This window comes from Neobacillus sp. NPDC093127 (assembly GCF_044754175.1).
In the GTDB taxonomy this organism is placed as follows: Bacteria; Bacillota; Bacilli; order Bacillales; family Cytobacillaceae; genus Neobacillus.
Map to the genome: position 1 here is coordinate 36,248 of NZ_JBIVOP010000013.1, position 26,747 is coordinate 62,994.

A 26,747-nucleotide genomic window follows, 5' to 3' on the forward strand; every position below is an offset into this window, starting at 1 on the left:
GCTTTTTTGTAACAGATACTATATGGAGTAGGTGAGCCCAAATGTTTGCTGTTCATTTTTTAGAAAAGAAAAATGTTTTATTAACTCAGTTGCTAAAACGGGTACCATCTGTTGGGGAAGAGGTAAAAATTAAAGGTCGTAAAGCAAAGGTTTCAAGTGTAATTGAAATGGATGAAAAAAATATTCATGTACATGTAATCTTAGAAACCGTCAAAAAAACTAATGTGGTTATCGATAATTCTAAAAAGAAAAAAAGATGATAAAAATTTTTCTGATTATTTTTTACCAAAATAGGGAAACTAGTCAAAAACGGAGATTATGGTATGGAGAAGAAAATCGCTATTATTTCAGATATTCATGGCAATCAATCTGCTTTAAAAGCTGTACTTGACGATATTGGCCCAGAAGGGAAAATTGACCACATCTATTGTTTAGGAGATATAGTCGGAATTGGCTATGAAACAAATGAAGTGCTTGAATTGCTTTTTTCTCGTGGCGATATTTCTTTTGTATTGGGAAATCATGATGAAGCAATCCTAGATATCATCGCAGGCAGAGAACCTTATAGTAAGAAAAGGGAAAGGGTGCACCACGAGTGGATTGCCTCCCATTTAGACCGGAAATTCCTGCCATACTTATTGGCCATTCCAACAACAATTGATGCTGAATATAATGGAAAAAAATTTATTTTTGTCCACTATCATTTAGATGAACTCGGTGAATTTTTATCAGTTGATTATGAACCCACCATTGAAAAATTGGACTTCCATTACCGAGATTCATCTGCTGATATCGTCTGTTTTGGCCATCATCATGTAATCCATCATTTTAAAACGAAGAAAAGGCTCTATCTTAATCCCTGTTCGCTGGGATGTTATCCGAAGCCGCTCGCCTCTTACGCAATTTTGTCCATCGGCGAACACGGTGAAATCGGCGTAACATTTAAAGAAGTACCTTACGATAATAAAGAATTTTTATTAGGATACAACAGGTTGAAGGTACCGGATTCCGAGTATATTTTGAAAATGTTTCATGGAAATCAGCATCTACAATACCTGTGATTGCCTTCGCTCGCATGTTCACTTCAGCTGCCAATGGCGGCTGTTTTTTTGATTCGGAAAATAGTTTGGTGACTGATTTTTTGATGCGAAAAAAAGAGACAGCACCCCTGTCTCTTTTTATCCTCATTATCCATGAAAATTCGTTCCGTCCGTTGTTGCTTTTACAATCTCCGTGCGGATCACAAAGTCACCGAAGTGCTCACCTTCCCGGCGTTCTTTGGCAAAGCGGGAAAGGAGTACTTGCAGCTCGCTTAAGATTGCAGCTTCGCCAATGTTTTCGCGATACATTTTGTTCAAGCGGCTCCCGTTGCGGGCTGCGCCAAGATACATGTTATATTTGCCGACCGCTTTGCCAATAAAGGCAATTTCCGCGAGTCCAGGACGGGCACAGCCATTCGGACATCCTGTCATCCGAATCGTAATTTCTTCGTCACGCAGGCCATTTTCATCGACAATTTCCTCAATTTTATCGATAAGTTCCGGTAAATAGCGTTCTGATTCTGCCATTGCCAAACCACACGTTGGAAGTGCGACGCACGCCATCGAGCTGCGTCTTAATGCGGAGTGATGTTTGCCGTCGGACAGGCCGTATTTTTCCATTAGTTCATTTATTGTTTTCTTTTCCTGACTTGATACATTCGCAATGATTAGATTTTGATTTGCTGTCAGCCGGAAATCACCCGTATGGATTTTGGCAAGTTCATGTAAGCCTGTTTTGAGTTTGTAATTCACAAAATCTGCAACGCGGCCATTTTCGATAAACAGCGTATAATGCCATTTTCCTTGCATTCCTTTTATCCAACCGTAGCGATCGCCATTGTGATGGAACTGATATGGTTTTGCATCCTCCAAGCTCCAGCCAAGTCGTTTTTCCAATTCTGCCTTAACCGCTTCGAGTCCGAGGCGGTCTACTGTGTACTTGAAGCGGGCATTTTTCCGAACAGAACGGTTCCCGTAATCGCGCTGAATCGTAATCGTTTGTTCTGCCAGCTCCACCACTTTGTCTGGCGGGCAGAAGCCAATGACCTTTGCTACTTGTGGGTAGGTCGCCTTATCGCCGTGTGACATCCCCATCCCGCCGCCGATTGCCACGTTAAAACCAATAAGTTTGCCATCCTCTACAATCGCAATTAAACCAAGATCCTGTGAAAAAACGTCGATATCATTCGAGGGCGGGACAGCAATTCCAATTTTAAATTTCCGCGGCAAATAGAGTGCCCCGTACATTGGTTCTTCCTCAATTTCTGGTGTACCTGCCACTTTTTCCTCATCGAGCCAAATTTCATGATACGCTCTTGAGCGAGGTAATAAATAATCACTCAAATATTTCGCCCATTCATACACTTCGGAATGAATTTCAGATTGATCAGGATTCGGGTTACACATCACGTTCCGATTTACATCGCCGCACGCCGCAAGTGTTGTCAAAAGGGACTGATGAATCTCCTGAATCGTTTCTTTCATGTTCCACTTTAAAATACCGTGCATTTGAAACGACTGCCGTGTCGTCAGTTTAATCGTTCCGTTCGCATTCTTTTCTGCAAGCTCATCTAATACAAGCCATTGTTCAGGTGTAACCACTCCACCCGGAGCACGGACACGGAGCATAAACTGATACGCTGGCTCTAGTTTTTGTTTTTGCCGCTCATTGCGGAGATCACGGTCATCCTGCAAATAGCTGCCATGATGTTTCATTAGGCGGTTATCATCATCAGGAATACCGGCGCTGATTGAATCCTGCATAACCTCCACTAAAGTGCCGCGCAGATAGTTGCTTTTTTCTTTAATACGCTCAACATCGCTTGGTGCTCCCGCTGGCGCTGTTAAAATTTTCTTCACCATTTTGAAAAAATCTCCCTTCACTTCATAACGAATATGGCGTTCTACACTACCGATTACTTTGTAAAAATATTCAGAGAACCATCTAGTCAATATAGGCGGTGTGAGCAGAGCTTTGCTTCATCTTTTCGAAGTGAAAAATGGAGAGCTTCACCCAAATCGTTTAAATGATTCGTTTATTCGGCGCTCCGCCCCTTTTTCGATAAAATCAATATACATCACGCTGATACCGTTTGTTCTGTTGCATCTGTGTTAGATATTCCTCTGCCTTTTCCCGGCTCATGCCGCCTTCTTTTTCGATAATGGTGAGGAGCGTTTGATGGACATCATGGGCCATGTGTTTCTCATCGCCGCAAATGTAAACCGCTGCTCCGTCTTGAAGCCACTCGAACAATTCCTTGCTGTTTTCTTGCATCCGGTGTTGCACATATACCTTTTGATTGGTGTCACGTGAAAAGGCAACGTCCATTTTCGTCAGTGTGCCGTTCTTCAGCCATTTTTGCCATTCGGTTTGGTAAAGGAAATCGGTGACGAAATGCTGGTCTCCGAAGAACAGCCAAGATTTCCCTTGGGGGAACCCGGTTTCTTCACGCTCTTGCATAAAGGAGCGGAACGGCGCTGCACCTGTCCCCGGGCCAACCATGATGATCGGTGTTTCTGGGTTCTGCGGCAGCTTAAAGTTTTCGTTATATTGAATATAAACTGGCAATGTGTCCCCTGGTTTAAGTCGCTCAGCTGCCAAAATCGAGCAGACGCCATTTCGTTCACGCCCGTGCGCATCATAGCGGACGGCACCAATGGTTAAATGGACTTCATCCGGATTGGCTGCTAAACTGCTTGCAATTGAATACAGCCGGGCCGGTATTTTTCGAAGAATGCTTACAAACTCCTGTGCCGAACAAATCCAAGGGGTAAAATCACGAACTAAATCTAGTAAATCTCGTCCATCAAGGTACGCCTTTACCATTTGTTCATTTCCCGGTATGGTCAACTCTTTTAATTTCTTATTCGCTGAAAGCTGTGCCGCCTTCTCCAGCAGCGGTTTTGTTAGAATCGTAATTTCATAGTGGGAAAGTAAGGCTGTTCTAAGAGGCCGAACATCTCCCGGTTTAATCGTCACCAGTTCCTCTGGATTCCATTTCATTTCCTCAATAAGCAGGTCGACTAGTGCTGGATCGTTTTCCGGGTAAATACCCAGGCTGTCTCCCGGTTCGAATGTGAGGCCTGAACCTTCAAGGGATATCTCAAGATGACGCGTTTCCTTATTCGAGCCCCGGCCGTTCAAATTGATATTTTCAAGTACCTCTGCTTGAAATGGATTGGATCTGTCGTATACCGATTCTACTGCTTGATGGGCTATTGATTGCGACGGAGTTGGACTTTCGCCCTGTGCATCCCCTAAGCTGCCAAGGACTCCTTCCAGCCATTCTGCCGCTGGTTCATCATAATCGACATCGCAGTCAAAGCGCGGATATAGCCGGGTACCGCCGAGTTCTTCAAGGCGTTGGTCGAACTCTTTTCCCGTTTGACAGAAAAACTCATACGAACTGTCGCCAAGCGCTAATATGGAAAAATGAAGGTCTTCAAGCTTCGGTGCCCGTTTGCTATGAATAAATTCATGGAATGTGAGCGCACTATCCGGCGGGTCACCTTCTCCATGGGTGCTGACGATAATCAGAAGGGTTTGGACCTTTTTTAGATTATTTGGTTTAAAATCGCTCATCGATGTGACGGTTACTTGAAAACCGCTCCCCTCAAGCGTTTTCGCAGCCTTCTTCGCTAGCCCCTGGGCATTGCCCGTCTGTGATCCGTAAAGAATGGTTATTTCTTTTTGGATTGTTTGTTCTTTCGTATGTTGTTGTATCTTCTTTTGTTGTGTCACCTGTGCATCTGCTGTTCCCAATGCGGTATTCATCTGAGATGCAGTGAGAAAACCGCTGAGCCAAAATTTCTGTAATTCCGTCAGGGTCGGCAGAAGGCGATTTAGGAGCTCTGCCTGCTCCTGATTAAAAGGGCTGTTTAATACTTGAAGTTGCAATATTACCACCTCGCTATGGTATAAAAGTTGTTTATCGATATGTGGCGGTGTGCCGCAAACTTTTTTTGGGTTTGTGAAGGTCATAGTGTCCGTGGATACGTTTTTTTCCGGGTGACGGGCACTATGAACCTCTTATAGTGCCCATGAACGCTCTTTTTTCCGCGCGACTGGCACTATGAACCTCTTATAGTGCCCATGAACACTCTTTTTTCCGTCCGATGGGCACTATGAACCTCTTATAGTGCCCATGAACGCTCTTTTTTCCGTCCGACGGGCACTATGAACCTCTTATAGTGCCCATGAACGCTCTTTTTTCTGTGCGACGGGCACTATGACCTCTTATAGTGCCCATGAACACTCTTTTTTCTGTGCGACGGGCACTATGAACCTCTTATAGTGCCCATGAATGCTCTTTTTTCCGGTCGACGGGCACTATGAACCTCTTATAGTGCCCATGAACGCTCTTTTTTCCGGGCGACGGGCACTATGAATAGCTTTTCCATATAGCCGCCTAAACTTATTTTCCTATTGCCCTTTCGACCACGATATTCTCAAACATCTGATGCCCGCTCAATGGGCCGGTACCGAGAATTTCAAAACCTAATTTTTGCCGTTTAAGCACCTCTTGGTTTACTTCGCCAATAAGCATGCCTGAAAATAATAGGTAGGGGACGACAATCGTTCTGCCATCATTTTTTACACAAATAGTCTGTAAAGCTTCCTGGAGCCTTGGTTCTGCAGCGGCCAAATAACAAACCGATACGTGATTTACTCCGAGCCGATTCCTAATCCCCTCCGCAATAATGGCAAAGTTATCGTGAATTTTAGGATCGCTGCTTCCTCTGCCAACAATCAATAAACGGTCCTGCGGCTCTAAGGCACCTGCAGCATCACTGACAAGTTCAGCTGCTGCATCAAGAATTTTCTCCTGGATCCCAAAAGGATCCTTTACTTGAACCGCAATATGAGGAAATCTGACCTGTAGCAAAGACAGGACCTGCGGAATATCTGTTTTGATGTGGCCCGCAGCCAACAGAAACACAGGAACAACAATAATTTCAGTCGCACCTTTATCTACACATTGCTTGAAGCCTTCCTCAATAGACGGCTCAGTCAGCTCAAGGAAACTAATTTCTTGAATGGGTAGCTCGATTCGACCTATGACTCTTTCGATAAAGGCCCTCGCTTCCTCCGCTCCCTTTTTAGAGCGTGTGCCGTGGCCAATGTATAAAATGGCTTTCACCCTAACCGCTCCCCTCTGCCTTTATCCATGAACCAGCGGCAAATTGGGAACAATTTCTTCCTGAAACCAATTTAATTTTTTATGAAGACGGACAACCTCGCCAATGACAATCATGCTTGGATTAGAAATTCCTTCTACTTTCACCCGTTCTTCGATTGTCTCGAGTGTACCTGTCACGGTTCTCTGATCGCTTAATGTCCCCCACTGAACAACGGCAATTGGCGTTTGCGGTAGTTTGCCATGCTGGATTAATTGCAATATTATTGTTGAAAGCTGGGAAACCCCCATATAGACACAAATGGTATCGACTCCATTTGCTAGATGGTGCCACTTGTGCTCCGCTGCGACATCGCCTGCCTGGTGTCCAGTAATAAACGCAAAACTTTTGCTTAAGGTACGATGGGTAACAGGAATTCCCGCATAAGCAGAAACCGCAATCCCTGCCGTGATGCCAGGGATTATTTCGAACGGAACATCATGCTTGACACATTCCTCAGCTTCTTCCCCGCCGCGGCCGAAAACAAAAGGGTCTCCTCCTTTTAAGCGGACAACCTGATACCCATTTTTTGCATATTTCACCAAAAAGGAATTGATGGTCTCCTGTTTCATTGTGTGAAAATGGGGGAGCTTACCGCAATACACCAGCTGTGCCTCTTTTTTTGCATGCTTTAGTAGTTCGGGATTGACGAGCCGGTCATAGAGAATGACATCGGCTTGTTCGAGGCATCGCAGTCCTTTAACGGTAATTAAATCTGGATCTCCTGGTCCCGCACCAACTAAATAAACCTTGCCAGCCATGGCTTCCCAACCTTTCCCAACTAAATGATGTTTTTTTCTTGAAGGTATTGAAAAATTTGTCCGACTGCATCCTTTACTGTCAAAAGGTCGGAGCGGATGGTAATTTCCGGGCGTTCTGGCGCCTCATACGGCGAATCTATCCCGGTAAAATCCTTTATTTCACCGCGGCGTGTCTTTCTATAAAGCTGTTTTGGATCTCGGCGTTCACATTCTTCCAACGGACACTCGATGTAGACCTCGATAAACTCTTCTTTTTCAAAAAGGGCACGGACCTGGTCACGATCGGAACGAAAAGGTGAAATGAATGCCGTTGTCAGGACGGTGCCGCTCTCGACAAATAGTTTTGCCACTTCGCCAATCCTCCTGATATTCTCTGTCCGGTCATAATCCGAAAAGCCAAGGTCTCGGTTAAGGCCATGACGGATATTATCGCCATCAAGAACATATTCACTAATTCCCCGGCGGTGCAATTCACTTGAAACAGCATTGGCAATAGTTGATTTACCGGACCCCGAGAGTCCAGTAAACCAGAGGACACAGCTTCCATGACGATTTTGCACACGGCGGTCAGACTTCGTTATTGCCTCGGCATGCCAGGTGATATTTGTTGATTTTGACATGGTTGAATTCCCTCCTTACACCGTTAGATGTTCTTTCACTCCTTCAATCAGGACTTCGACAACTTCTTTTCGGCTGAAAGTGGACGGCGGCAGCTTCCCTGCACGCAGCAACTCTCTAACTTTTGTTCCGGATAGAATGACACGATCATGATGGCTATGCGGGCAAGTTTTTTCAGATGCCATCCCCTCGCATTTATTGCAATAAAAGCTGTGTTCAAAGAATAGTGGCTGGATACCAAGTTCCCCTTCAAAAAATTCGCTGAAAATAAGCTGGGCATCATACGTGCCATAGTAATTCCCGACGCCAGCATGGTCGCGGCCGACGATGAAATGAGTACAGCCAAAATTCTTACGGGCTATCGCATGAAAAATCGCTTCCCTTGGACCTGCATAACGCATGGCAGCAGGATAAACCCCGAGATGGACCCGTTCTGTAGGATAGTAATTTTCAAGCAGGACCCGATAGCTCTTCAAGCGGACATCGGCAGGGATATCGTCAGACTTTGTTTCGCCGACAAGCGGGTTGACGAAAAGGCCGTCAACCGTTTCCAACGCCGCTTTTTGAATGTATTCATGTGCACGATGAATCGGATTCCTCGTCTGAAAACCAACTATTGTCTTCCAGCCCTTTTTTTCAAACAATGCCCGGGTTTCCTTCGGCTCAAGCCACACATCGGCGAAAACCCCTTTTTCTGGTTTTTTTACGAGAGTGATTTCTCCAGCCACGTAGACTGGTCCTCGTTCATAAAGCCGCTTGACTCCCGGGTGGGCAAGTTCCAGTGTCTTATATACCTCAAGTGCTTCTTTGTCTAGATCAGGTTCATACCATTCCGCTACTTTAATCACGCCATAAACTTCTTTTTTAAAAATAAGCTTGATCTCTTCCCCGACTGTGAGGGTAGCTGCCGTTTCAGCGGGTACTGGGAGCGTCACAGGAATCGACCAAATCGTTTGATCCGCTAAACGCATCTGGTCGACCACCGATTGGTAATCTGCTTTGCCTAGAAATCCGGTCAGCGGACTGAACAGCCCCACGCCGATTAACTCCAAATCACTCAAAGCAATCGCGTCAATCTCCAGCTCTTTTTCGATATGCGCTACGTCATAGTTTGGATTAAAGGCTTGAACAAGCGTTCCTCCATGTGGTTTTGGTAAAAATGACATGTAAATCAAATCCTTTCTTCGATTAATTTACTGTATACCGGCATAAATGTGCCGCTTACTGGCAGATGCCGGATGTTTACTGGCGACTTTCCGCTCGTTACTGGCGATTAACCGCCGTTTACTGGCGACACTCCACTGTTTACTGGCGACTTGCCACCGTTTACTGGCAATTAACCGCTTTTTACTCGCATACCCACCATTTACTCTCGACTCACCGCCGCTTTCTCTCGATTACCCACTTCCACCACCGAATACTGTCTATTCTTTTGCAATCTGTTGCTGCACCGCACCTGCAGGTTTCTGCCGCTTCATCAATGACAACACGCCGAGAACAGAGATCAGCACTCCAACCATGGCAATGATTGGGTAAAAATTATGTTCGATGATCAATTGGATGAGGGTGTATGACAGCACCATCGATAGGACGGGTGATACAATCCAAACTGTCAGGAGCTGAACAACAATGTCTTTTTTCAATACCGCTTTGCCGTGCTTGGCGAACCCCATTCCTATGATGGATGAGGTTGTGATTTGTGTCAGTGGAACAGGTATCCCGAATACGGAGGCAACGGTTACAATGGTTGCACCTGTTCCCGAGATGACACAGCCTTCTTCGAGCCGCAGCGTCGTTATTTTTTTTCCATTCGTTTCGAGGACCCGCTGCCCCAGCAGCAGTGCACCCGCTGCGACAAACAACCCACCCCAGAAAATACCACTTCCAACAGCGAGGATGTTGGCACCCACAAGTGGGCCGGCAGCATTGGCAACATTGTTCATCCCGGCTGAAAAGGCTTCGAACAAACCCATAAACACAACCAGCACAGACAGAAATGGAACAGCTTTCCGAGTTTTCATCCAGCCTTTAAGCCTTCTATTTTCCAACAAAAACGAAGCAGCAATGGCGATGAAAAACGCGGTAAAAGGTGTAAGCAGCCAAAAAAACATAATCCAGACAAGCTTACCGACAAACACAGATTGATAAACAATCCCGGCACCAACGACAGATCCAACTGCCACTTCACTTGTAGAAAGCGGAATGCCAAAGATATTGGCCAAAAACAATGATAATGCTGCTGAAGCTAATACGATTAAGGCTACAGGCACGGTAAATGTACTAGATGGGACAATCCCGCTTCCGATCGTTTTGACTACTTCACCGCCGCCAAGCCAAGCACCAAGGAACACAGCGATACTGCACAGCAGCAAGGCCAGCCGTTTTTTCACGACACCGGCTCCATAGGCGATTCCCATCGAAGCCGCCGCACCACTGGCCCCAATATTTATGGCAAAAAATAACCCAATTGTTATCGCAATGATTGTAAGCAACGCTTTAGCCCTCCCTATTTGGTGTGTAAGCCACACTCCGTTTTGCCGATTCCAACCCAGCGTCCCGCTCGTGAGTCACCATCAACTGGAGCCGGTTGGGTACAAGGAAAACAGCCAATGCTTGGATATTGATGGTCATGCAGGGTGTTGTACGGGAGCTCATGTCTCCTGATGTAGCCCCAAACCTCATCCCATGTCCAGTGAATCAAAGGACAGATTTTGATATTCCTGAATTTTTCATCTTTATTAAGAAATTCAGTGCTTGCTCTTGACGGAGACTGTTCCCTCCGAAGACCCGAGATCCACGCTTGTTTTCCCGTTAATGTTTCCCTTAACGGAATAACCTTGCGAATATTGCAGCACTGGTTAGGATCAGTCTTCCATAACGCCGAACCATATTGTTCCGCTTGTTCATCGAGACTTAACTTCGGCTGTTTTCGCTCAATCCTTAACGACGGGAATCGAGCTTCAATCTTGTCAATGACCTCATATGTTTCTGGGAAATGCAGTTCCGTATCTAAAAAAACAATCCGGGCATCCGGTTGAATTTGCTGGATTAGGTCAATCAAAACAATCGCTTCAGCCCCGAAACTGGACGCATAGACAATTTCTTCGGAAGGGTAAGCCCGGTAGGCCCACTCCAGCACAGAATGGGCACCCTTGGTTTCATCCACGATTGGGAAAGTATCAGATATTTGCTGCCAATTTTGATACGTTATTGCTTCATTCATGGCTCAATGCCTCCTTATTTACTAAAAACTAACTTGAGTTTCAACTTTCGCAATCGCTCATACTGTCTGAAAAATACTTGCTCCGTCCGAAATTCAACAAAAAAAGGCAGTCTTCCACTTTGATAAAGTGAAGACCGCCTCTAGTTTGTCTAGTCAGCGATGCTTATACGATTGAAGACGAATCTTTTCATTTTTCTCAATTTGAACAATTTTGCCATCCTGGACAACTAACGTGATCGAGCCAAATTTTAAGGTCTCCATCATTTTCTCGAGATGTGCGATTAGTTCTTCCTTTTCATCTGCCTTCAGATTGATTCGTCTCCTTTCAAAAAAAAACGTCTTTCCCATCAAGGAAAGGCGTTAGAACTACCACTGTTTAACACCTTATCTCCCAAAATGAAGGTCATTTTGCTGGAATTAGCACCTTGCTTTGCAGGTTGCCGGGCTTCATTGGACCAGTCCCTCAGCCACTCTTGATAAGAATTGAATGATTATTGAAATTAATCCTATCATACCAATAGGTTTAATGTAAATAGGAAAACTAAATATTATAAAAATTCTTTTTAAGGGGTCTAGTTCTCTGACAAATTAAAGTGTTAATTCGCTGTAGGGACGGACTCTGTTAATGAAATATCAGAAGGATCGGGGAATTTAATATATTGAAATAGGTATACATGTGGTTTATTCGTGATACATATCACCAACTAAACTTCCCATTCCTTTTATAATAATGGTAAGAGGTGAGTTTTATGGACAAGAATTGGTCTGTTTCACTTGAACATGAGGATTATGAAAATGATGTTGAATTGATTGTAAAGGATGCTATTGACGCAATTGCGAATACTTCAAAGGGGTTTTATGTCAATATCGTCACACCGGCAGATTTCGGAAATCCTAATGATTATTTAACAGGGGCGCTGGCCTTATATTTTGGTGATAGCATTAAAAGCAAATTTATCGATCAATGCGGCTGTGGGGGCTATGTGCTTAGGGTATGGAAAAACAACTAGCTGGTACCACTCCCCCACTCCACAGCGGGGGAAATGGACCCGTTTTTTAACCGCTATCCCTTTTCAATTGATAAAGCCGCCTCTTTATTTCCTTCTCCATCTTTTGAAAAAAACTTTCCAAACTCTTTTTCGCACCTGCCGCTAATATGCGCTCTCCTGCTAGAGAAAGCGCACCAGTTACCTGAGCATCAGTGCTAAAGGTTAACTTGGATACGCCATGGGATTCTTCAATCATGATATCGGCTGTAGTATCAATCTCGCCAAGATTCCCTTTTCCTTTCACAAGCAAGCGATAAAAGGCAGGTGATTTTTCTTTTTCCCGCCGTATTTCAAAAATGAAAAGATCTTTAATCGGGCCTATACTAATCTCGAGTTCAGCTTGGTAACATCCGTTTGACTTTTCTACGAATGACTTACAGCCTGGCAGCGAGTTCCTAAGGATGTTTTCATCCTTTAAGTCCCTCCATACAATGCCCCTTGGTAACCCGAAGGTATATTCGTACTCGATTTTCAAATGTTTCCCCCCCTAAAACTGTGAAAGGGAGTAGAGGATCATTCCCCCTCCCCCTCATTCGTTTATTTTTATTCAAATTGGGGGGAAGTTGTTAAAATTGGACTATGCGGGTTGTACCCAAGATGTCTACTGTTTAGAGGTTCATGTATTTTTTACTTTAGCTACCCCTAACGCAAAATGACTCCAAAGAATGTTCTCTACTAATTCAGACTGTGATTCTTTGCAATCAATAATAAGAATAACTTCTGATTGCTTTCCTTTTAATAGTCTTTTTTTCTTTTTTAAAACTACTTCGGTTAAAAGTCTAATGGCAAATCCTATTACAAATCCGATAAATGCTCCGATAAGTCCCCAGTAAATGGGACCCCACGATAATTTAAACCCGATACTTGCTCCTATCACAGAAAATGCGGTGGCAAGAGCCATGCCAATATCGATTAGTGAGGTTCCGTCCGAACGGTGAAGCGTATCGAAAACTTTACGCTCCTCTTGCCGATTATCGAGGGGAACAGCAAATATATCTTGTTTTTTAATACCGTTTTTCTCCAAAGTAGATATCGCCATTTCTAGGCCCGGCTGATTTTCAAAAGTGGAAAAGAGCTGCACATCATCACTTCACTTTTTGTCCTTTTAGTATTCGGAAACCTGTTGATTGGTAATGTTCCATTAAATATTTCCTTTGTTCTTTTTCAAACAGTTTATTATTTTCAATCGAATTCATATAAGCATCGAAGGCGGAAAACCCATAGTGAGAAGGAAGGAATAATAGCCATTCTGGATTTAAAATAGTGGTAGCCTCTTTTATTTTTCCTAGGAATAAAAAAGAAATCGCTTCAAGGGCATGTGATTGATAAAAAAAGACGACTACCCAAACGATGACAAAGAACGCGGTCAAAATTCTATGGATATAAAGCTGCCCTAGCCCAGGCACAAATAGTGACCAGATGACGGCCATCAAGGGGTTTCTATTATCTAAATAATTTACCTCCCCTGGTCCTAAGCTAAATGAGTTGAAACGGTGGTCTTCATGATCCGCTAAAATAAACCCCTTGTTCAAGTCAACTGTGGTTCGATAACTATCCCAAATTCCAAATAGATAAACGGGAATATACATGAGTAACCATCTTGTATCCAATACTTCTTTTGTCATGGCTATATTTCCTTGAAATGAGTAAATCATGGCAAGGTTCACATGCGCTTTAATATTGATAACCACTTCCCAAATAAATAAGGCATATCCCCTAAGATATTTTGACAACAGCATATGTCCAAATCCAGGGAAAGCGGCTGACCACCAGGCAATGATATAAGGATTGCGTAAATGAATAAGCGTTGTACCAAGTATGCTAACATGGGCCTTATAACGTTTGGCGGTATTATCATTCTTATAGTTATCCATAAAAGGCCACCTTCAAAACAAATTAATTACCAATAGTTTTCCAAATAGTGGCTGATTTATCCTCATGAACATTCGTCCGGCACCAAATTTTTGATGATTGCTTGGGTATTTTGCTATACTCTTCCTAATGATAGATTTTAGAGAGAAAATCAAGGTGAGTGGATGATGGTGAAATATGCTAATTTAGATAATGTATCAAACAACAAATCGTTTAAAGACATGAGGAAATGGCAGAAAGAACGACGAAGTAAAGTGAAGGATTTATCGGTAAACATCGAACAATCTCCCACAAAAATAGTGAGGGAACTAGTCGAAAACAGAAGCCGGACTTCTTATACGTGGGTTGGCCATTCTACGTTTTTGATTCAGCTAAATGGCATAAATATAGTAACGGACCCTGTGTGGGCCAAGCGGATGGGGTTTCAAAAAAGATTAACGGAGCCGGGCATTTCCTTAGCAGATCTGCCGGAAATTGATCTCGTCGTCATCTCACATGGTCATTACGACCATCTGGACTTCCCCACTCTGAAAAAATTAAAAGGAAACCCGCATTACCTTGTTCCTGTTGGTTTAAAGTCCCTTTTTATCCGAAAGGGCTATCAGCAGGTGACTGAGATGAGTTGGTGGGAAAGCACCGAATACAGAGGGATAACCGTTCATTTTGTCCCTGCCCAACACTGGACAAGACGAACGTTGCGAGATATGAATTCATCCCATTGGGGCGGCTGGATTTTTCAAACTGCCGAAGAAACATATTATTTTGTTGGCGATACAGGCTATTTCGCCGGCTTTCAACAAATTGCGGACCGCTTTACAATCGATACAGTGTTTATGCCGATTGGCGCCTATGAGCCGGAGTGGTTTATGGCTGCATCCCATATTTCTCCAGAAGACAGTGTGAAAGCGTTCATCGAATTAAAAGCGAAACACTTCGTACCGATGCATTATGGCGCCTATCGTTTGGCCGATGACACAGGACCGGAAGCATTAGAACGGTTATACCGTGAATGGGAAAAGCGGCAGCTCCCCGAAGAACAACTAAAGGTGCTCTTACTCGGGGAAACTATTATGGGTTCTAAATAGCACTTTCAAAAGGGATACAGAATTAATTTATCGTTGGTTATTCAATTTGTTTTTAAAAGAAAAACGAGGAAGGCAGTTTGAGTCTGCCTTCCTCATTTTTTCCTGTATTGTTCAAATTGGAATGACTTATTTTGGATAAAGAATCTCATCGATAATCCCGTACTCTTTCGCTTCCTCAGCACTCATAAAGTAATCCCGATCGGTATCCTTTGCCACCTTTTCAACTGGCTGTCCGGTGCGTTCTGAAATAATTTGATTGATATGTTCTTTTAATTTTAAGATACGCCGTGCTGATATTTCGATTTCTGTTGCTTGCCCCCTGGCACCACCCAAAGGCTGATGGATCATGATTTCACTATTTGGCAGGGCGTACCGTTTTCCCTTTGTACCTGCAAGCAGTAACATCGCCCCGAATGAGGCGGCCATACCCGTGCAAATCGTTCGAACATCCGGCTGAATGTACTGCATTGTATCGAAAATGGAAAATCCTGCTGAAGTTGAGCCACCTGGGCTATTAATATAGAGAGAAATTTCTTTATCTGGGGCGTCCGCTGCTAAAAATAATAATTGGGCCACGACACTATTGGCCGTGTGGTCATTTATTTCATCGCCAATAATAATAATTCTGTCCTTTAGCAGCCTTGAATAAATATCATAAGAACGTTCCCCACGATTTGATTGTTCGATCACATATGGAATGGTACTCATTTACTTTTCCTCCTTAAAGCGATTAATTGGCTATGCCGCCATACAGAGAGTGCTTGAAGGGGAATAAGTTTGAATCGGTTGTAAATTCCGTGAAACAAGCTTTGGCACTTCACTAATACTTGTTAGCGATGGAATGGATCGAATCAGGACGGTTGGGTCTTGATTTTTCAAGGCTTCATAAAAAATGTCTGAAAGCTGAGCCCTCTCTTCCTGATCCCAAAATGATTCGGCTAAATATGAATGATCATCTTTTTCGAGACGTTTTTTCACCCGATGAAGACTTGCCTTCACGGCCATTTCTGTCGTGTTTACTAGCTCTGCTATTTCCTTTAACTGATATTGAAATGCCTCTTTTAACATAAAGATAACGGCTTGCTTTGGGGTAAAATGCCTCAAGAGCAAATCAACTGCATGTGATATTTCATCGAGTTGAGCTGTCAATTCATGAATGGAATGATCAATATCAGCCTCTACCGTCACATTTTTTCTTTTTCGAAGCAAATCAATCCAATGATGATAAGCAATTTTATTTAACAAAGCTGAACTCATTTGTTGCTGGTTATATTTTAATGCCTTAAGATAGGTCTCCTGTGCGATATCGTCTCCATCCCATGAGTTTTGGGTTAGAAAGCGGCAATATCGCTGAAGCTTTGGATAATATTCGCTCCACAGCCGATCATCAACCTGTGAATTTTCACTGCTGAAAGGGCTAAGCTTTTGTGGCATGGTTTTCACTCCTTTTGCACTCTCTACCCAATAAACGGTTCAAGAAGGATAAAAAGATACGGGGTCAAAAACTTTTTTATTACATTATATGCTAATTAACCTATTTTCAATTAGATAAATGGGAAATGAAATTTGCTGATACAAATTTTAACTATGAGTTTACATAACATTATTATGATTTTAATAAAAACGACAGCGAGCTGTCGTTTGTTTTCAATAAAGCCGTTTAGAATAGCTTTCATTTAAGCTTTCTTCTATTGTTTCGGCACTGCTATTTGGGAGCTTCGCGTGTTCAAATAATATTTGAGCAGCCGAAGGTAATGTTTCTTGATCAGCCCAGGAACTTGGGTCCCATAATCCTGAGCGTTTAAAGGCTTTTGCACAATGAATATAACATTCCTCTACTTCTACTCCAATTCCCACAAGAGGTGTTCGTCCTTTTACTGTCATCTTTTCAAGCAACTCGTTATCTCTTACTAATGCCGCCCTGCCATTAATTCTTAGCGTTTCTCCTAAGCCTGGTATGAAAAATATCAGCCCCACATTTGGATTTGATAGTATATTTCGCATGGTATCGATTCTTTTATTCCCTGGTCTTTCTGGGATGATCAAATATTTCTCATTTAGAACATGGACAAATCCAGAAACATCCCCTCGTGGCGAAACATCACAAAAACCAGAGGCATCAGCAGTAGAAAGAACTAAAAATGGTGACTTGGAAATAAAGGTTGAACAATGGTGATCAATATAGGTAATCACCTTATTTTTAACTAATTCACTTGGATAACCAACAAGGGAACGCAGCCCTTCTTCTGACTCAATAATATCTTTAAATGGATTGCCAATCTCCAAAAATATCCACCCCTTAAGTAAATAACCTTTCTCTAATTATATCGTTTTTGTAATAAAGAATGATTGTTTACTTAAAAGCAATTTTCTTTGATAAAAAGGGGAATGATTGCCCCCCCGGTGAAGTAACGTACTAACTTAATGGAGGGAGGCACCTTAATTCGGTTTATTTTAACTTCACGGGCACTATGAACCTCTCTTAGTGACCGGATCCCGCTTTTTTTCAGCTTTACGGCCTCTATGAACCTCACTTCCTATCAATCATCTAAACCGATGATTGCAGGAAGTGATCCGTTCCCCTGGATCCGGTGCTGATGGGTGTATACATTAAACCCGTTTCCTCGAATAAAGCCTACCGCGGTAATTCCAAGTTCCTCCGCTAAGTTTAAGGCAAGATTGGTTGGCGCTGATTTCGATAGGATAATTCCAACCCCAATCTTGGCGGCTTTCAGCAACACCTCTGATGAGATTCGGCCGCTAAAAGCTATTATCTTATCCTTTAGTGAAATTCGGTGGATAATGCAGTAGCCAAACAGTTTATCTAAGGCATTATGACGACCAATATCGGTTCTGGATACTACAATTCCATCACTTGTACACAGAGCAGCATTATGAACACCGCCTGTTTGCTGAAAATGAGAAGAGCTTTCCTGCATCTGCTTCATTAACTTGCGGCATTGTTCCGGCGTGATTGTCAATTTTGTCATTACCGTTTTTGCTGTTTTCACATCATTATGAAAGTAAAACTGCCGACCTTTTCCACAACAAGAACCAATAAATCGCTTCGAATGAAATTCTTTTAAAACAGAGTGTTTGTTTATCAGATCCACATAGGCGAATCCCCGATCTTCATCAATTTGAAGGGATTTGATATCCTGGTAAGCGCGAATAACACCTTCCGATGCTAAAAATCCAACCACCAATTCCTGCAAGTCAGATGGGGTACATACCATAGTGGCAAACTCGTTTCCGTCTACCGCAATAGTTAAAGCTGATTCAACAGCAACATCATCCTCATCCTCGAAAAAGTCTTGTCCGTTAAATCTGAGAATGTTTTGTGAAGTAGTGATTTCATTTAACACATGCTTTGCCCCTTTCCATGGAAAATTAACCTACTTCTGTTTCGAGTTCAGGAATTGGCTTTTCAAGATAGACGGTATCTTTCCTAGCGTTATATCGTTCTGCTTTTTCTACATGAACAGTGATATTGTAATCAGGGATTCCAGCAAATTTCTCATATCGGCCCCGCGGCAGCAAGAAGTTCCCCTCCGGAAAGTGCACTTCGATATTACCTGGTGCAATCTCAACAAATTTTGCTTTGCCTTGGAATACGCCGAAACCGTTATATACGACGATTCCTTCACCCTCGGCAATGCTTAGTTTTTGCCCATCGACAGTACTCATTAACACGTCATATCGACCTGCCCCGTTTAACGGATCGACCTCATTGTAAACCATTGAATTAAACTGCTTCCCACGTCGGGAGGTGACGATAAATTGTTCAGGCTTCTTATTTAAATCGGGAATATCAACAGGTATTAAACTTCCTTTTCCGTCCGGAGTTGGACAAATCCCGTCTTCACATAGCCAAGCGCCGCCCCACTGGAAGACGTCTCCCTGTACTTTCAAGTGTTGGATGCCCTCATAATCAGGGTTTGCATTCGCAATTTCACGACGAACGGCATAACCGTCAGCAAAATCAACCAAATGAGCCGTTTCCGGTTTCACACGCTTAGCAAGATCGATATAAATCTTCCATTCTGCCCGTGCTTCTTCCACCCTATTTTTGTTACCCGGTATCTCAGGTGAAAAATAAACCATCCTTTCTGTTGAAGTACTCGTACCGCCATCTTCCTGCTCATAACGTGTTTTCGCCGGCAATATGATGACTGCCTCTTTTGCATCGACTAATGTCGAGGTGTTTAAAATAATATCTTGGTGCACACGAATTTCTAATTCAGATAAGGCCTCTTTGATAAAATCAGGGTCAGGCATCGTCTCTAAAAAGTTACCGCCAGATAAGTAATAGAGTTTAACTTTGCGCTCATGGTCTTCTGGAAGGACAATGTTTTCCAGAGTAACTCCCACGATATCCCCCTGCCACTTTGGAAGTTCAAATCCCCAAAGCTGTTCGATTCTCTCGACAGTGTTCAGATCCCAGCCGCCGCCCGGTAAGACGAATGGATCAGCCCCCATTTCACCGCTTCCTTGAACGCTTGAATGTCCCCGGAATGGCATAAGACCTGCATGCTTTCGTCCGAGATGTCCACGAAGAAGTGCCAAGTTTGCCACTTGAGAAATATTATCAGTGGCAAATGAATGCATAGTAAGTCCCATAGCCCATGCATAAACAGCATTTTTACTGCCCGCTAACAGTTCAGCTAATTCAATAATCCGTCCTTTCGAAACACCGGAAGATTCAATGATTGCTTCCCACGATTGGTCTTGAACCTTTTTCTTCAGCTCTTCATAACCATTCACATGTGCCTCAACAAACTCGTGGTTGATTGCAGAACCATTCACCTTCTCATCCATATCAAACCAATGCTTCATAATTCCATGCATGAACGCGATATCTCCGCCAATGTTGACTTGATAGAAATCATCTGCAATTTTGGTTCCGAACAAGGCGGATTCCGGGTTTGAAGGAATCCAATACTGGTCCATCGCTGGTTCTCGGTATGGATTGACAACAATGATTTTGGTGCCCTTTTTCTTCGCTTCAAGCATGTATTTTGAAGAAACTGGTGAAGAGTTCGCTGCGACACTGCCCCAAAACAATAGGACATCTGTGCCAATCCAGTCTAAATAATTGCACGTTGAAGCTCCGACGCCAATCGAACGCTTTAACGCTGTTTTACTTGGTGCGTGACAAATCCGTGAGGCATTATCAATGTGATTAGTCCCAAGAAAGCGGGCTACTTTACCGGCCACATAATAGCTTTCATTTGTAATCCCGCGTGCTGTTAAATAAAAAGCAAATTGTTGTGGATTCAGCTTTCTCATTTTCAACGCAATCATTTCCGTCGCATGATCCCAAGTAATCCGCGAAAATTTTCGTTCCCCTTTACGGCGGATTAATGGATAGGGAATACGGCCAAGCTTCCGAAGCTCCGAGCTGTCATATTTCCTTAATTCATCTATATCTGAATGAAGAATTTCAGGCTTAATCGCAGGCATGGTATTGAGTCTTAGGACATTTAAGCGAGTTGTACACACATGTGGTCCTGTTAACGTCTGGTCATATAAACCGGATACACCAAGCGCGCAGCCGTCACATACCCCTTTTGAAAAGATATTGGCGGCATAGCCGAGATTATCTTTATTCTCCCAAGCGACCTTCATCGTATCGCGAATATGTTTTGGTTTCATTTTTCCTAGTCCAAAAGGAATTGGACTCACCCAGTGTTCGGGTGCTGGCACAACTGATTTTTTCTGTGGACCTGGATGTAATGTTTTTCCCATCCTTCATTCCTCCTCAAGATCTCCAATTTTAAAAACAAATAAAAAACCACCCAGGACAGCATTCATCTCAGGAAAAGGATGAATGCACCAAGGTGGTTAGTCTTCAACAGGTTCGCTGCCAAGTACCAACTATTTTAATAGTCATTAATTTTTAAACTTCTCTTCAATATCCCGATCAAACACGAAGATGGACATTCCTTTGTCCTCTTCGATATTGATATCAACAAATACCTTAACGAATTCTACTCCTAAAAGTTCCTCCATCTCAGCTGGGTGATTTTTCTTATAAATCTCCTTAACCATTTCGGTCCGAGCAGCCCGCAGCATTTGTTTTCCATCTTCCGCAGTAGCAATAAATTTTTCAATCGGAGATAAATTCCCCTCTAATTCACAGATTGCCCAGTTCTTACAAAAGGTTGTTCGCACTTGACTAGGACCTTTCCCCATATGCCGTTTACGATACGCACGAACAATATTACTAAATTCCGCTTCATATTTACTCAATAAACTCATCTCACTTGCTATTACTTCAGGTTTACATACAGTTAATGTTGTTAATATTGTATTAGTTTACTAGAAAATTTGCAACTTTCTTAACTTACCTGATTTTTCAATGGTGTATTTTTATTCATTGGGCCTCGTTTTAGCTTATTAATATCAACACGGATAAGTATTGAGATGACAAACGCTATGACAAACAATCCTGAGAAGAACGTTAAGCTGCCTGAGTAGCTGCCTGTTGTATCTTTAATCCAAGCGGCAAATAATGGACCAGCAAGACCTGCTGCTGCCCAAGCGGTTAGAATATACCCATGGATTGCACCGAGCTGCTTTGTGCCAAACAAATCACCGATATAGGCCGGAATGGAGGAAAATCCACCGCCATAGCAAGTATAGACGATAATTAACATCCCCATGAACAACCATTTAATCGATACCTCTGGTAAGAAGAAGAAAATCACCATTTGTAGGACAAAGAAGGATGTATATGTAGCAGGTCGTCCGATAATATCTGAAAAACTAGCCCAGCCAATTCTTCCTAAACCATTAAAGATTCCAATCGCTCCGACAAGAGCTGCGGCTGCCGTCATATCAATGCCGATACTTTCCATCGCCAGTGGCTTTGCAACTGCTAAAATCGCAATTCCACAAGTCACATTAATAAATAACATCAGCCATAAATACCAGAAACGTTTTGTTTTAACCGCTTCATTAGCCATCAGTTGTGATAAATCCATATTTGGTTTCGCTTTGCCACTATTAATTTTCTGTTTATATCCGTCGGGGAGCCATCCTTCTTCAGGCTTTTCAAGATAAAGTGAGGATAGCATCATGATGATGAAGTATGAAATTCCAAGTATGTAAAAAGTATTGGCAACACCTACTGTCTCAATGAGCATGTTCATAATCGGACTAGCAATGGCGGCTGCAAATCCAAAACCCATTATCGCAAGTCCGGTTGCAAGCCCCCTTCTGTCAGGAAACCATTTTACGAGCGTGGAAACAGGCGCAATATACCCCACTCCTAATCCAATTCCGCCAAGTGCTCCATAGAAAACATATAATAGGTATTTTGAACCTAAATGAACAGCCAGACCAGACCCGAGGATTCCCACTCCAAAAAAGAGTGCAGCTAGAAATCCTGATTTTCTAGGGCCATATTTTTCAACAAAGTGACCAAGAAATGCGGCAGACAAACCTAAAAATAAAATAGCAATACTAAATGTCAGAGCCACTTCTGAATCCGTCCATCCGAATAAGTCCTTTAATGGAGTCGTAAAATTACTCCATGCATACACAGAACCAATTGAAATGTGAATCCCAACTGCCGATAAAGCAATCAGCCACCGATTTTTTGTCTTTTTCATTTTTACTTACCTCTCCCTTTTGGAATTCATTTTATATAAAAGCTTTGTGAACAAATAAAAACCGTTGAAAAAATTCATTGTAGGTTCCTAAGAAAAAGGGAATCATAATGAATTCTTACAACGGTTTGCCTTAAACAGGGACGCTGTTAAGTACCAACAGTTATTGTTTAATAGAGTTATAAATACCTTTAACCGATCAACAGGAACGCTATTTCGTATTAAAGGTGATTCATAATTTTTTAAAAGTTCACAATTCGTTCACATTTGATGTTTTTTATCATACCATGCAAACGAATTCAATTCAAGAGAAATACATATCTAATGTTATCAAATTGTAATACTCTTATAACATAGTTGACAGAATTATCTGTTATAATTCCAATACACTAAATAGTATGAACATTCTGAAGATTAGTAATAAAATAATATTTTATATGAAAGTAGTGATGTTGAGTGATCAAAAGAATCCTAATATTGTTTAGCTTAGCCATCATGCTTACCGCGGTCGGGAACGAATTTTCTATACATATGGTTTATGCGGAATCGTTTAGTGACTTACATAATCAAGACTATTTAACCCAAGTAAAACAGGCTCCCATTCAAACAAAGCAATTAACAGCTGAACCAGAGGTTCCAAACCTCAAAGAAAAATTAGTAAGCAAACTATCAGCGGAACCAGAAATTCCAAATCTCCTTATTCATATAAATAACGAAATGAAACGTGTATCTGAAACTATTCAAGAGAATAGGATGAAAATTCCTGAAACAGTCAATGAGGCGGCATCGAAAATAAAGAATAAATACATAAGTACGGTCACGAGCGCAGGCAATAAGTACATGGGTAACTCTGTTTATGTGTTTGGCGGCGGAAGAAATGCCAATGATATTGCCCGTGGCAGATTTGATTGCTCCGGCTTTGTTCATTGGGCGTTTGCACAAGCAGGTATCGAAATCGGAAGCCATACAGATTCGATAAAAAAGGGCGGTCGTCAAGTTTCTCCTCAAGAAATGCAGCCAGGAGATCTTGTCTTCTTTGACACGTATAAACGAGACGGACATGTTGGGATCTATCTTGGTGACGGAAAATTCATTGGATCTCAAAGCTCTACCGGTGTCGCTATTGCCGACATGACAAAAGGTTATTGGAAAAAAGCGTTTAAAGGACGTGTGATTCGAATTTAATATAAGAAAAAGCCCTTAATTTTACCGTAAGAGCTTACAAAAGACATTTCTTATATTAAATTCTCATTGATTTTATTGATGCGAATCTCATGTTTATGTCGTCTTCTTTTTAGCCTATTAGCTTTTTCTTTTTCATAGAAATAATGAACAATAAAGTAAGAAATAATGCCCAGGATAACACCAAAAATGGTCATTCCAATTAAAGCATGGACTCCCCCATGAAGGAGGCCAACTAAACTATGGAAATCACCTTGCATTAATTGATGAAAAGAGAAAGATGTATGGTGTCCGATTCTGACTTGCATTGGAAAGATTGCTTTTCCAAGTGTTCTAGCAAACGGTAACAGAATCACGGGAAGCAGCGTTAGTTTTCCTATGACATTTCCGATGATGGAAGCCGGTAACGATCCTTTAGCCAACCGGACAATTGGTACAAATAATATATATATTAGTGAAGCCGTTGAAATAACCAGCATTTCCAAGCCAAAGCCCAGGGCAAATCCCAATGATACCTTTTTGGCTCCTCCAGGAGAACGAAGAAGTTTTAAGAAGTTTAACTTAAAAGCACGTCCAAGTCGTTGAAAAACATGATACTTTTTTTGTTTTATGCTCATAAGGTACCCCTCCTGATGAAAAAAAAGATAAGTTTATTATATTCTATATTAACGGTAAATTCTAACCCTTCAAAAAATTTTTTTCATATTAGGATAGAAAAAGCAGCATCATCAACACAGCATGTCAGCTGTATTTTCTATTTTACACTTTATTTATTAAAAAATAATAAAAAATTTATTATATATTGGTAAATGTTCATGGAAAAAACTAATTCCCGTCCATTGCCAAAGCAGGACTCGAAACGGTGTATTCGAGACTTAAGAATCAGGACCTCCTAATCATTTTTAAAATTATGACTTTTCCGTATATTCAGTCTTGCATTACGATGCTATTATTTACCTGTACATACTATATTTTAGGAGGATGATGTATTGAGGCTATTAAAAAGAACACTTATTTTTTTAGTTAGTATTTTGACTGTTGCTGTATCTTCGACCGTTTATGCAGCGCAGCCAGGATTATCTGATTTCCCCGAACCAGTTGACCCCCAGTCCTGGGTTCTTCCACGGGATATGACGTGGAATGATTACAAGCCCGTTCCAGGAGTAGACTGGAACACAGCTGACGTAAAGGCCGAAAGAGTCATCAGGGGCGCTCTCATCATTGTGGATTTCAAAGACCAGGATTTTATCTTGAGCCAGCCTAAAGGGTCAGAGATAGCCGGCAACCCGGTCATATCAGGAAAAATACCTCGCGATGAGCTCGGAAAGTTTTGGGAGGACTTCCTCAATAAACCTCAAGCGCTAAACAATTATCGGACAGTAAATGAATATTGGCGTGAAAACTCCTTCGGTAAATGGCAAATTGAGGTCAAATCCTTCGGTACGTATCGAATGGAGGGCAATGAATTCGAGTATGGTCTTAACGAGTTCGGGCAGACGGTAAACATGCCTGCCGGCTTCAAAGGCAGAAACTTACGGACAGAAGCTGTTAACGCAGCGAAGGCTGATATGGCTGCTTCAGGTGAAAAGTTCGACTTTAATTTTGTCATTCATGCAGGATATGATGAATCAGGCGTCTGGCAGGAATTTGGCGAAATGATGTTTCAAAATGCCGATGCGATAACAAATCCATTCGGTCCAATCGTTGCTGGAGCAAATGTACCTGGTATGCCTAATTCGGCGATTACCCGCTACGTACCGTGGACCTCCTGGTATGCTGCCAAAAGTATCTGGTCAAGTGCCGGCGGCGGCACATCCATCCAAGGTGAAAATGATGGAATGGGCGTATTTGCTCATGAATTTGGTCATATTATGAATCTAGGCGACAACTATAATAATCCATATGCTATTCCTGTATCCCGTACTTACTCGGGTCCTTGGGAAATTATGAGCCGCGGCAGCTTCAACGGTCCAGGTGGTTCACACACTCGCTGGATGGTCCCATCTACTCTCGGAGCATCCGCACCATCACACCATATGCTGCGAAATAAAATCAAACAAGGCTTCCTCGCGCCGGACCAATATTTGAGTCTAGACCGCGACAAACTTGCTGAAACTGGACCAGTGTTCGCCGATATTCTTGCGCGTGAGGTGCCTACTGGCAGCGAATTTGGACGCGAGGGAATACACGGCATCAATATCAGCATGGTGGATAACACACCAGCAAACTCACTAAATGACGATTGGCGTGCTGACATGCAGCGCGGGGCTAAATGGTACAATAACTATACAGTCGAAGTCGTCGACCGCGTGGGTTCTGATTCTTTTGTTCCGGACTCAGGAGTATTACTGGCGAAAACAAAGAATAGCGAAACTGCACCAAACATCTGGGTAGTAGACTCACATATAGAAGATATTAATAAAGTAGACTTCAAACGGCCAGATGGATCCACTGCCATGCTCTCCAAGGGGGATTATCAACAGTTAGCCGACGCCCTCTTTAAGGCTGGGACTGGTGATGATGTGGTTAGTGAGTACACAGATGAATATAACCGTCTTCACTTCTACATGTTAGATAAAAAATATGACGCAAAAGGTGCTCTTTCTTATCGGATAGCAGTGCGCCATCTCGATGGCGCCGGCCCCTTTGCACGTGGTGTATCTGTTGCAAACGGTAGTTCAGACTTTGCTGCACCAGGTAAAATAGCTGTCTACTATTTCAATGTAAAGAATACAGGGAATGCAACAGATCTCATTCGTCTTAATGCCAAAACTGTTGCTGGCTGGGAAATTCAGTTACAACATAACGTGATTGAAGTGGAAGCTGGTAAAACGGTTTCCGTACCAGTTTACGTAAAGATTCCTAAAGGCGGCAAAGGTCAGATGCAGCCAACACCGACAAACCTTACCTTCACTAGCACATCTGAGACTGATGCAGGAAAGACATCTACCGTGACTCGCCGTGTTGGCCCTGGTAATGGAAATTAAAGAATAATAGTAAAAGAGGTAATACCCCTTGGGTATTACCTCTTTTAATAGACTGCTAGATTCATAGGAAGCACATTTAAAACCAGCAGCCTCCAAAGGGAGACTGCTGGCTTGCATTTTCAGAGGAACATAGTCTACC

At 42.5% G+C, this 26,747-nt stretch carries 25 protein-coding genes, 1 pseudogene and 1 riboswitch; of the genes and pseudogenes, 6 read left to right on the plus strand and 20 right to left on the minus strand.

All coding sequences use genetic code 11. From position 1 onward, the window contains the following. Window positions 1-41: 41 nt before the first annotated feature. Both ACIQCO_RS17475 and ACIQCO_RS17480 read left to right on the plus strand, forming a co-directional pair. Entirely contained in the window at window positions 42-260 is a 219-nt protein-coding gene (locus tag ACIQCO_RS17475) for a hypothetical protein (RefSeq protein WP_400430623.1), read from the plus strand. 63 nt (window positions 261-323) lie between these two features. Beyond that, window positions 324-1,061 carry a metallophosphoesterase family protein gene (locus tag ACIQCO_RS17480; RefSeq protein WP_400430624.1) on the plus strand — a complete coding sequence of 246 codons (738 nt, stop codon included), beginning with the start codon at window positions 324-326 and terminating at the stop codon, window positions 1,059-1,061. 126 nt (window positions 1,062-1,187) lie between these two features. Here ACIQCO_RS17480 and cysI read toward each other — a convergent pair whose 3' ends face one another. The 9 genes from cysI to ACIQCO_RS17525 all read right to left on the minus strand — a co-directional run bounded on the left by cysI (window position 1,188) and on the right by ACIQCO_RS17525 (window position 11,129). Beyond that, entirely contained in the window at window positions 1,188-2,903 is a 1,716-nt protein-coding gene (gene cysI / locus ACIQCO_RS17485; RefSeq protein WP_400430625.1) for an assimilatory sulfite reductase (NADPH) hemoprotein subunit, read from the minus strand. A gap of 205 nt (window positions 2,904-3,108) precedes the next feature. Further along, window positions 3,109-4,938: an assimilatory sulfite reductase (NADPH) flavoprotein subunit gene (locus ACIQCO_RS17490; protein ID WP_400430626.1), complete on the minus strand. Its 1,830-nt coding sequence runs from the start codon at window positions 4,936-4,938 to the stop codon at window positions 3,109-3,111. Window positions 4,939-5,455: 517 nt separating this feature from the next. After that, window positions 5,456-6,181 (minus strand): sirohydrochlorin chelatase, encoded by a 726-nt coding sequence (locus tag ACIQCO_RS17495; protein WP_400430627.1) that lies wholly within the window; start codon window positions 6,179-6,181, stop codon window positions 5,456-5,458. A gap of 21 nt (window positions 6,182-6,202) precedes the next feature. Continuing rightward, window positions 6,203-6,979, minus strand: a complete 777-nt coding sequence (gene cobA / locus ACIQCO_RS17500) for a uroporphyrinogen-III C-methyltransferase (protein ID WP_400430628.1) — start codon at window positions 6,977-6,979, stop codon at window positions 6,203-6,205. A gap of 20 nt (window positions 6,980-6,999) precedes the next feature. Next, complete coding sequence (gene cysC / locus ACIQCO_RS17505; RefSeq protein WP_400430629.1) at window positions 7,000-7,599, minus strand: adenylyl-sulfate kinase; 600 nt, start codon at window positions 7,597-7,599, stop codon at window positions 7,000-7,002. A gap of 15 nt (window positions 7,600-7,614) precedes the next feature. Next, the gene (sat, locus tag ACIQCO_RS17510) at window positions 7,615-8,763 is read right to left on the minus strand and encodes a sulfate adenylyltransferase (protein ID WP_400430630.1); all 1,149 of its coding nucleotides are present in this window, start codon (window positions 8,761-8,763) and stop codon (window positions 7,615-7,617) included. A 258-nt stretch (window positions 8,764-9,021) separates the two neighbouring features. Further along, complete coding sequence (locus ACIQCO_RS17515) at window positions 9,022-10,089, minus strand: sulfate permease (protein WP_400430631.1); 1,068 nt, start codon at window positions 10,087-10,089, stop codon at window positions 9,022-9,024. 14 nt (window positions 10,090-10,103) lie between these two features. Beyond that, entirely contained in the window at window positions 10,104-10,820 is a 717-nt protein-coding gene (locus ACIQCO_RS17520) for a phosphoadenylyl-sulfate reductase (protein WP_400430632.1), read from the minus strand. A gap of 153 nt (window positions 10,821-10,973) precedes the next feature. Next, window positions 10,974-11,129, minus strand: coding sequence for a YezD family protein (locus ACIQCO_RS17525; RefSeq protein WP_400430863.1), 156 nt, complete (start codon window positions 11,127-11,129; stop codon window positions 10,974-10,976). A 72-nt stretch (window positions 11,130-11,201) separates the two neighbouring features. Beyond that, a riboswitch (SAM riboswitch) is annotated at window positions 11,202-11,303 on the minus strand. A 266-nt stretch (window positions 11,304-11,569) separates the two neighbouring features. On the opposite strand from ACIQCO_RS17525, the gene ACIQCO_RS17530 reads away from it, so the two are divergent. After that, a complete protein-coding gene (locus tag ACIQCO_RS17530; protein WP_400430633.1) occupies window positions 11,570-11,830 on the plus strand; it encodes a CGCGG family putative rSAM-modified RiPP protein in 261 nt (86 codons plus the stop codon). Between the two features lie 46 nt (window positions 11,831-11,876). Here the strand turns inward: ACIQCO_RS17530 and ACIQCO_RS17535 are convergent, their stop codons facing one another. The 3 genes from ACIQCO_RS17535 to ACIQCO_RS17545 all read right to left on the minus strand — a co-directional run bounded on the left by ACIQCO_RS17535 (window position 11,877) and on the right by ACIQCO_RS17545 (window position 13,743). Further along, on the minus strand, window positions 11,877-12,344 hold the full coding sequence (locus ACIQCO_RS17535) for an SRPBCC family protein (protein WP_400430634.1): 468 nt from the start codon (window positions 12,342-12,344) through the stop codon (window positions 11,877-11,879). A gap of 141 nt (window positions 12,345-12,485) precedes the next feature. Continuing rightward, complete coding sequence (locus tag ACIQCO_RS17540; RefSeq protein ID WP_400430635.1) at window positions 12,486-12,950, minus strand: hypothetical protein; 465 nt, start codon at window positions 12,948-12,950, stop codon at window positions 12,486-12,488. Window positions 12,951-12,954: 4 nt separating this feature from the next. After that, on the minus strand, window positions 12,955-13,743 hold the full coding sequence (locus tag ACIQCO_RS17545) for a hypothetical protein (protein ID WP_400430636.1): 789 nt from the start codon (window positions 13,741-13,743) through the stop codon (window positions 12,955-12,957). Between the two features lie 162 nt (window positions 13,744-13,905). On the opposite strand from ACIQCO_RS17545, the gene ACIQCO_RS17550 reads away from it, so the two are divergent. Then, window positions 13,906-14,826 (plus strand): MBL fold metallo-hydrolase, encoded by a 921-nt coding sequence (locus ACIQCO_RS17550; RefSeq protein WP_400430637.1) that lies wholly within the window; start codon window positions 13,906-13,908, stop codon window positions 14,824-14,826. A gap of 126 nt (window positions 14,827-14,952) precedes the next feature. Here the strand turns inward: ACIQCO_RS17550 and clpP are convergent, their stop codons facing one another. The 7 genes from clpP to ACIQCO_RS17585 all read right to left on the minus strand — a co-directional run bounded on the left by clpP (window position 14,953) and on the right by ACIQCO_RS17585 (window position 22,442). Then, window positions 14,953-15,534 (minus strand): ATP-dependent Clp endopeptidase proteolytic subunit ClpP, encoded by a 582-nt coding sequence (clpP, locus tag ACIQCO_RS17555; protein ID WP_400430638.1) that lies wholly within the window; start codon window positions 15,532-15,534, stop codon window positions 14,953-14,955. Between the two features lie 30 nt (window positions 15,535-15,564). Continuing rightward, window positions 15,565-16,260, minus strand: a complete 696-nt coding sequence (locus ACIQCO_RS17560) for a sigma-70 family RNA polymerase sigma factor (RefSeq protein WP_400430640.1) — start codon at window positions 16,258-16,260, stop codon at window positions 15,565-15,567. 213 nt (window positions 16,261-16,473) lie between these two features. Further along, window positions 16,474-17,112 (minus strand): pyridoxamine 5'-phosphate oxidase family protein, encoded by a 639-nt coding sequence (locus ACIQCO_RS17565; protein ID WP_400430642.1) that lies wholly within the window; start codon window positions 17,110-17,112, stop codon window positions 16,474-16,476. Between the two features lie 254 nt (window positions 17,113-17,366). After that, complete coding sequence (gene fdhD / locus ACIQCO_RS17570; protein WP_400430644.1) at window positions 17,367-18,191, minus strand: formate dehydrogenase accessory sulfurtransferase FdhD; 825 nt, start codon at window positions 18,189-18,191, stop codon at window positions 17,367-17,369. Between the two features lie 25 nt (window positions 18,192-18,216). Further along, on the minus strand, window positions 18,217-20,574 hold the full coding sequence (locus ACIQCO_RS17575; RefSeq protein ID WP_400430646.1) for an FdhF/YdeP family oxidoreductase: 2,358 nt from the start codon (window positions 20,572-20,574) through the stop codon (window positions 18,217-18,219). Window positions 20,575-20,718: 144 nt separating this feature from the next. Further along, window positions 20,719-21,078: a Na-translocating system protein MpsC family protein gene (locus tag ACIQCO_RS17580; protein WP_400430648.1), complete on the minus strand. Its 360-nt coding sequence runs from the start codon at window positions 21,076-21,078 to the stop codon at window positions 20,719-20,721. 89 nt (window positions 21,079-21,167) lie between these two features. Then, window positions 21,168-22,442 (minus strand): L-lactate MFS transporter, encoded by a 1,275-nt coding sequence (locus ACIQCO_RS17585; RefSeq protein ID WP_400430650.1) that lies wholly within the window; start codon window positions 22,440-22,442, stop codon window positions 21,168-21,170. An 807-nt stretch (window positions 22,443-23,249) separates the two neighbouring features. Here ACIQCO_RS17585 and ACIQCO_RS17590 point away from each other — a divergent pair. Continuing rightward, window positions 23,250-23,624: pseudogene (locus ACIQCO_RS17590) on the plus strand (C40 family peptidase); the annotation flags it as partial. A gap of 50 nt (window positions 23,625-23,674) precedes the next feature. Here ACIQCO_RS17590 and ACIQCO_RS17595 read toward each other — a convergent pair. Continuing rightward, window positions 23,675-24,238, minus strand: a complete 564-nt coding sequence (locus tag ACIQCO_RS17595; protein ID WP_400430651.1) for a DUF2062 domain-containing protein — start codon at window positions 24,236-24,238, stop codon at window positions 23,675-23,677. Window positions 24,239-24,610: 372 nt separating this feature from the next. Here ACIQCO_RS17595 and ACIQCO_RS17600 point away from each other — a divergent pair, with 372 nt between their 5' ends. Further along, complete coding sequence (locus tag ACIQCO_RS17600; RefSeq protein ID WP_400430652.1) at window positions 24,611-26,608, plus strand: M6 family metalloprotease domain-containing protein; 1,998 nt, start codon at window positions 24,611-24,613, stop codon at window positions 26,606-26,608. Window positions 26,609-26,747: the final 139 nt, after the last annotated feature.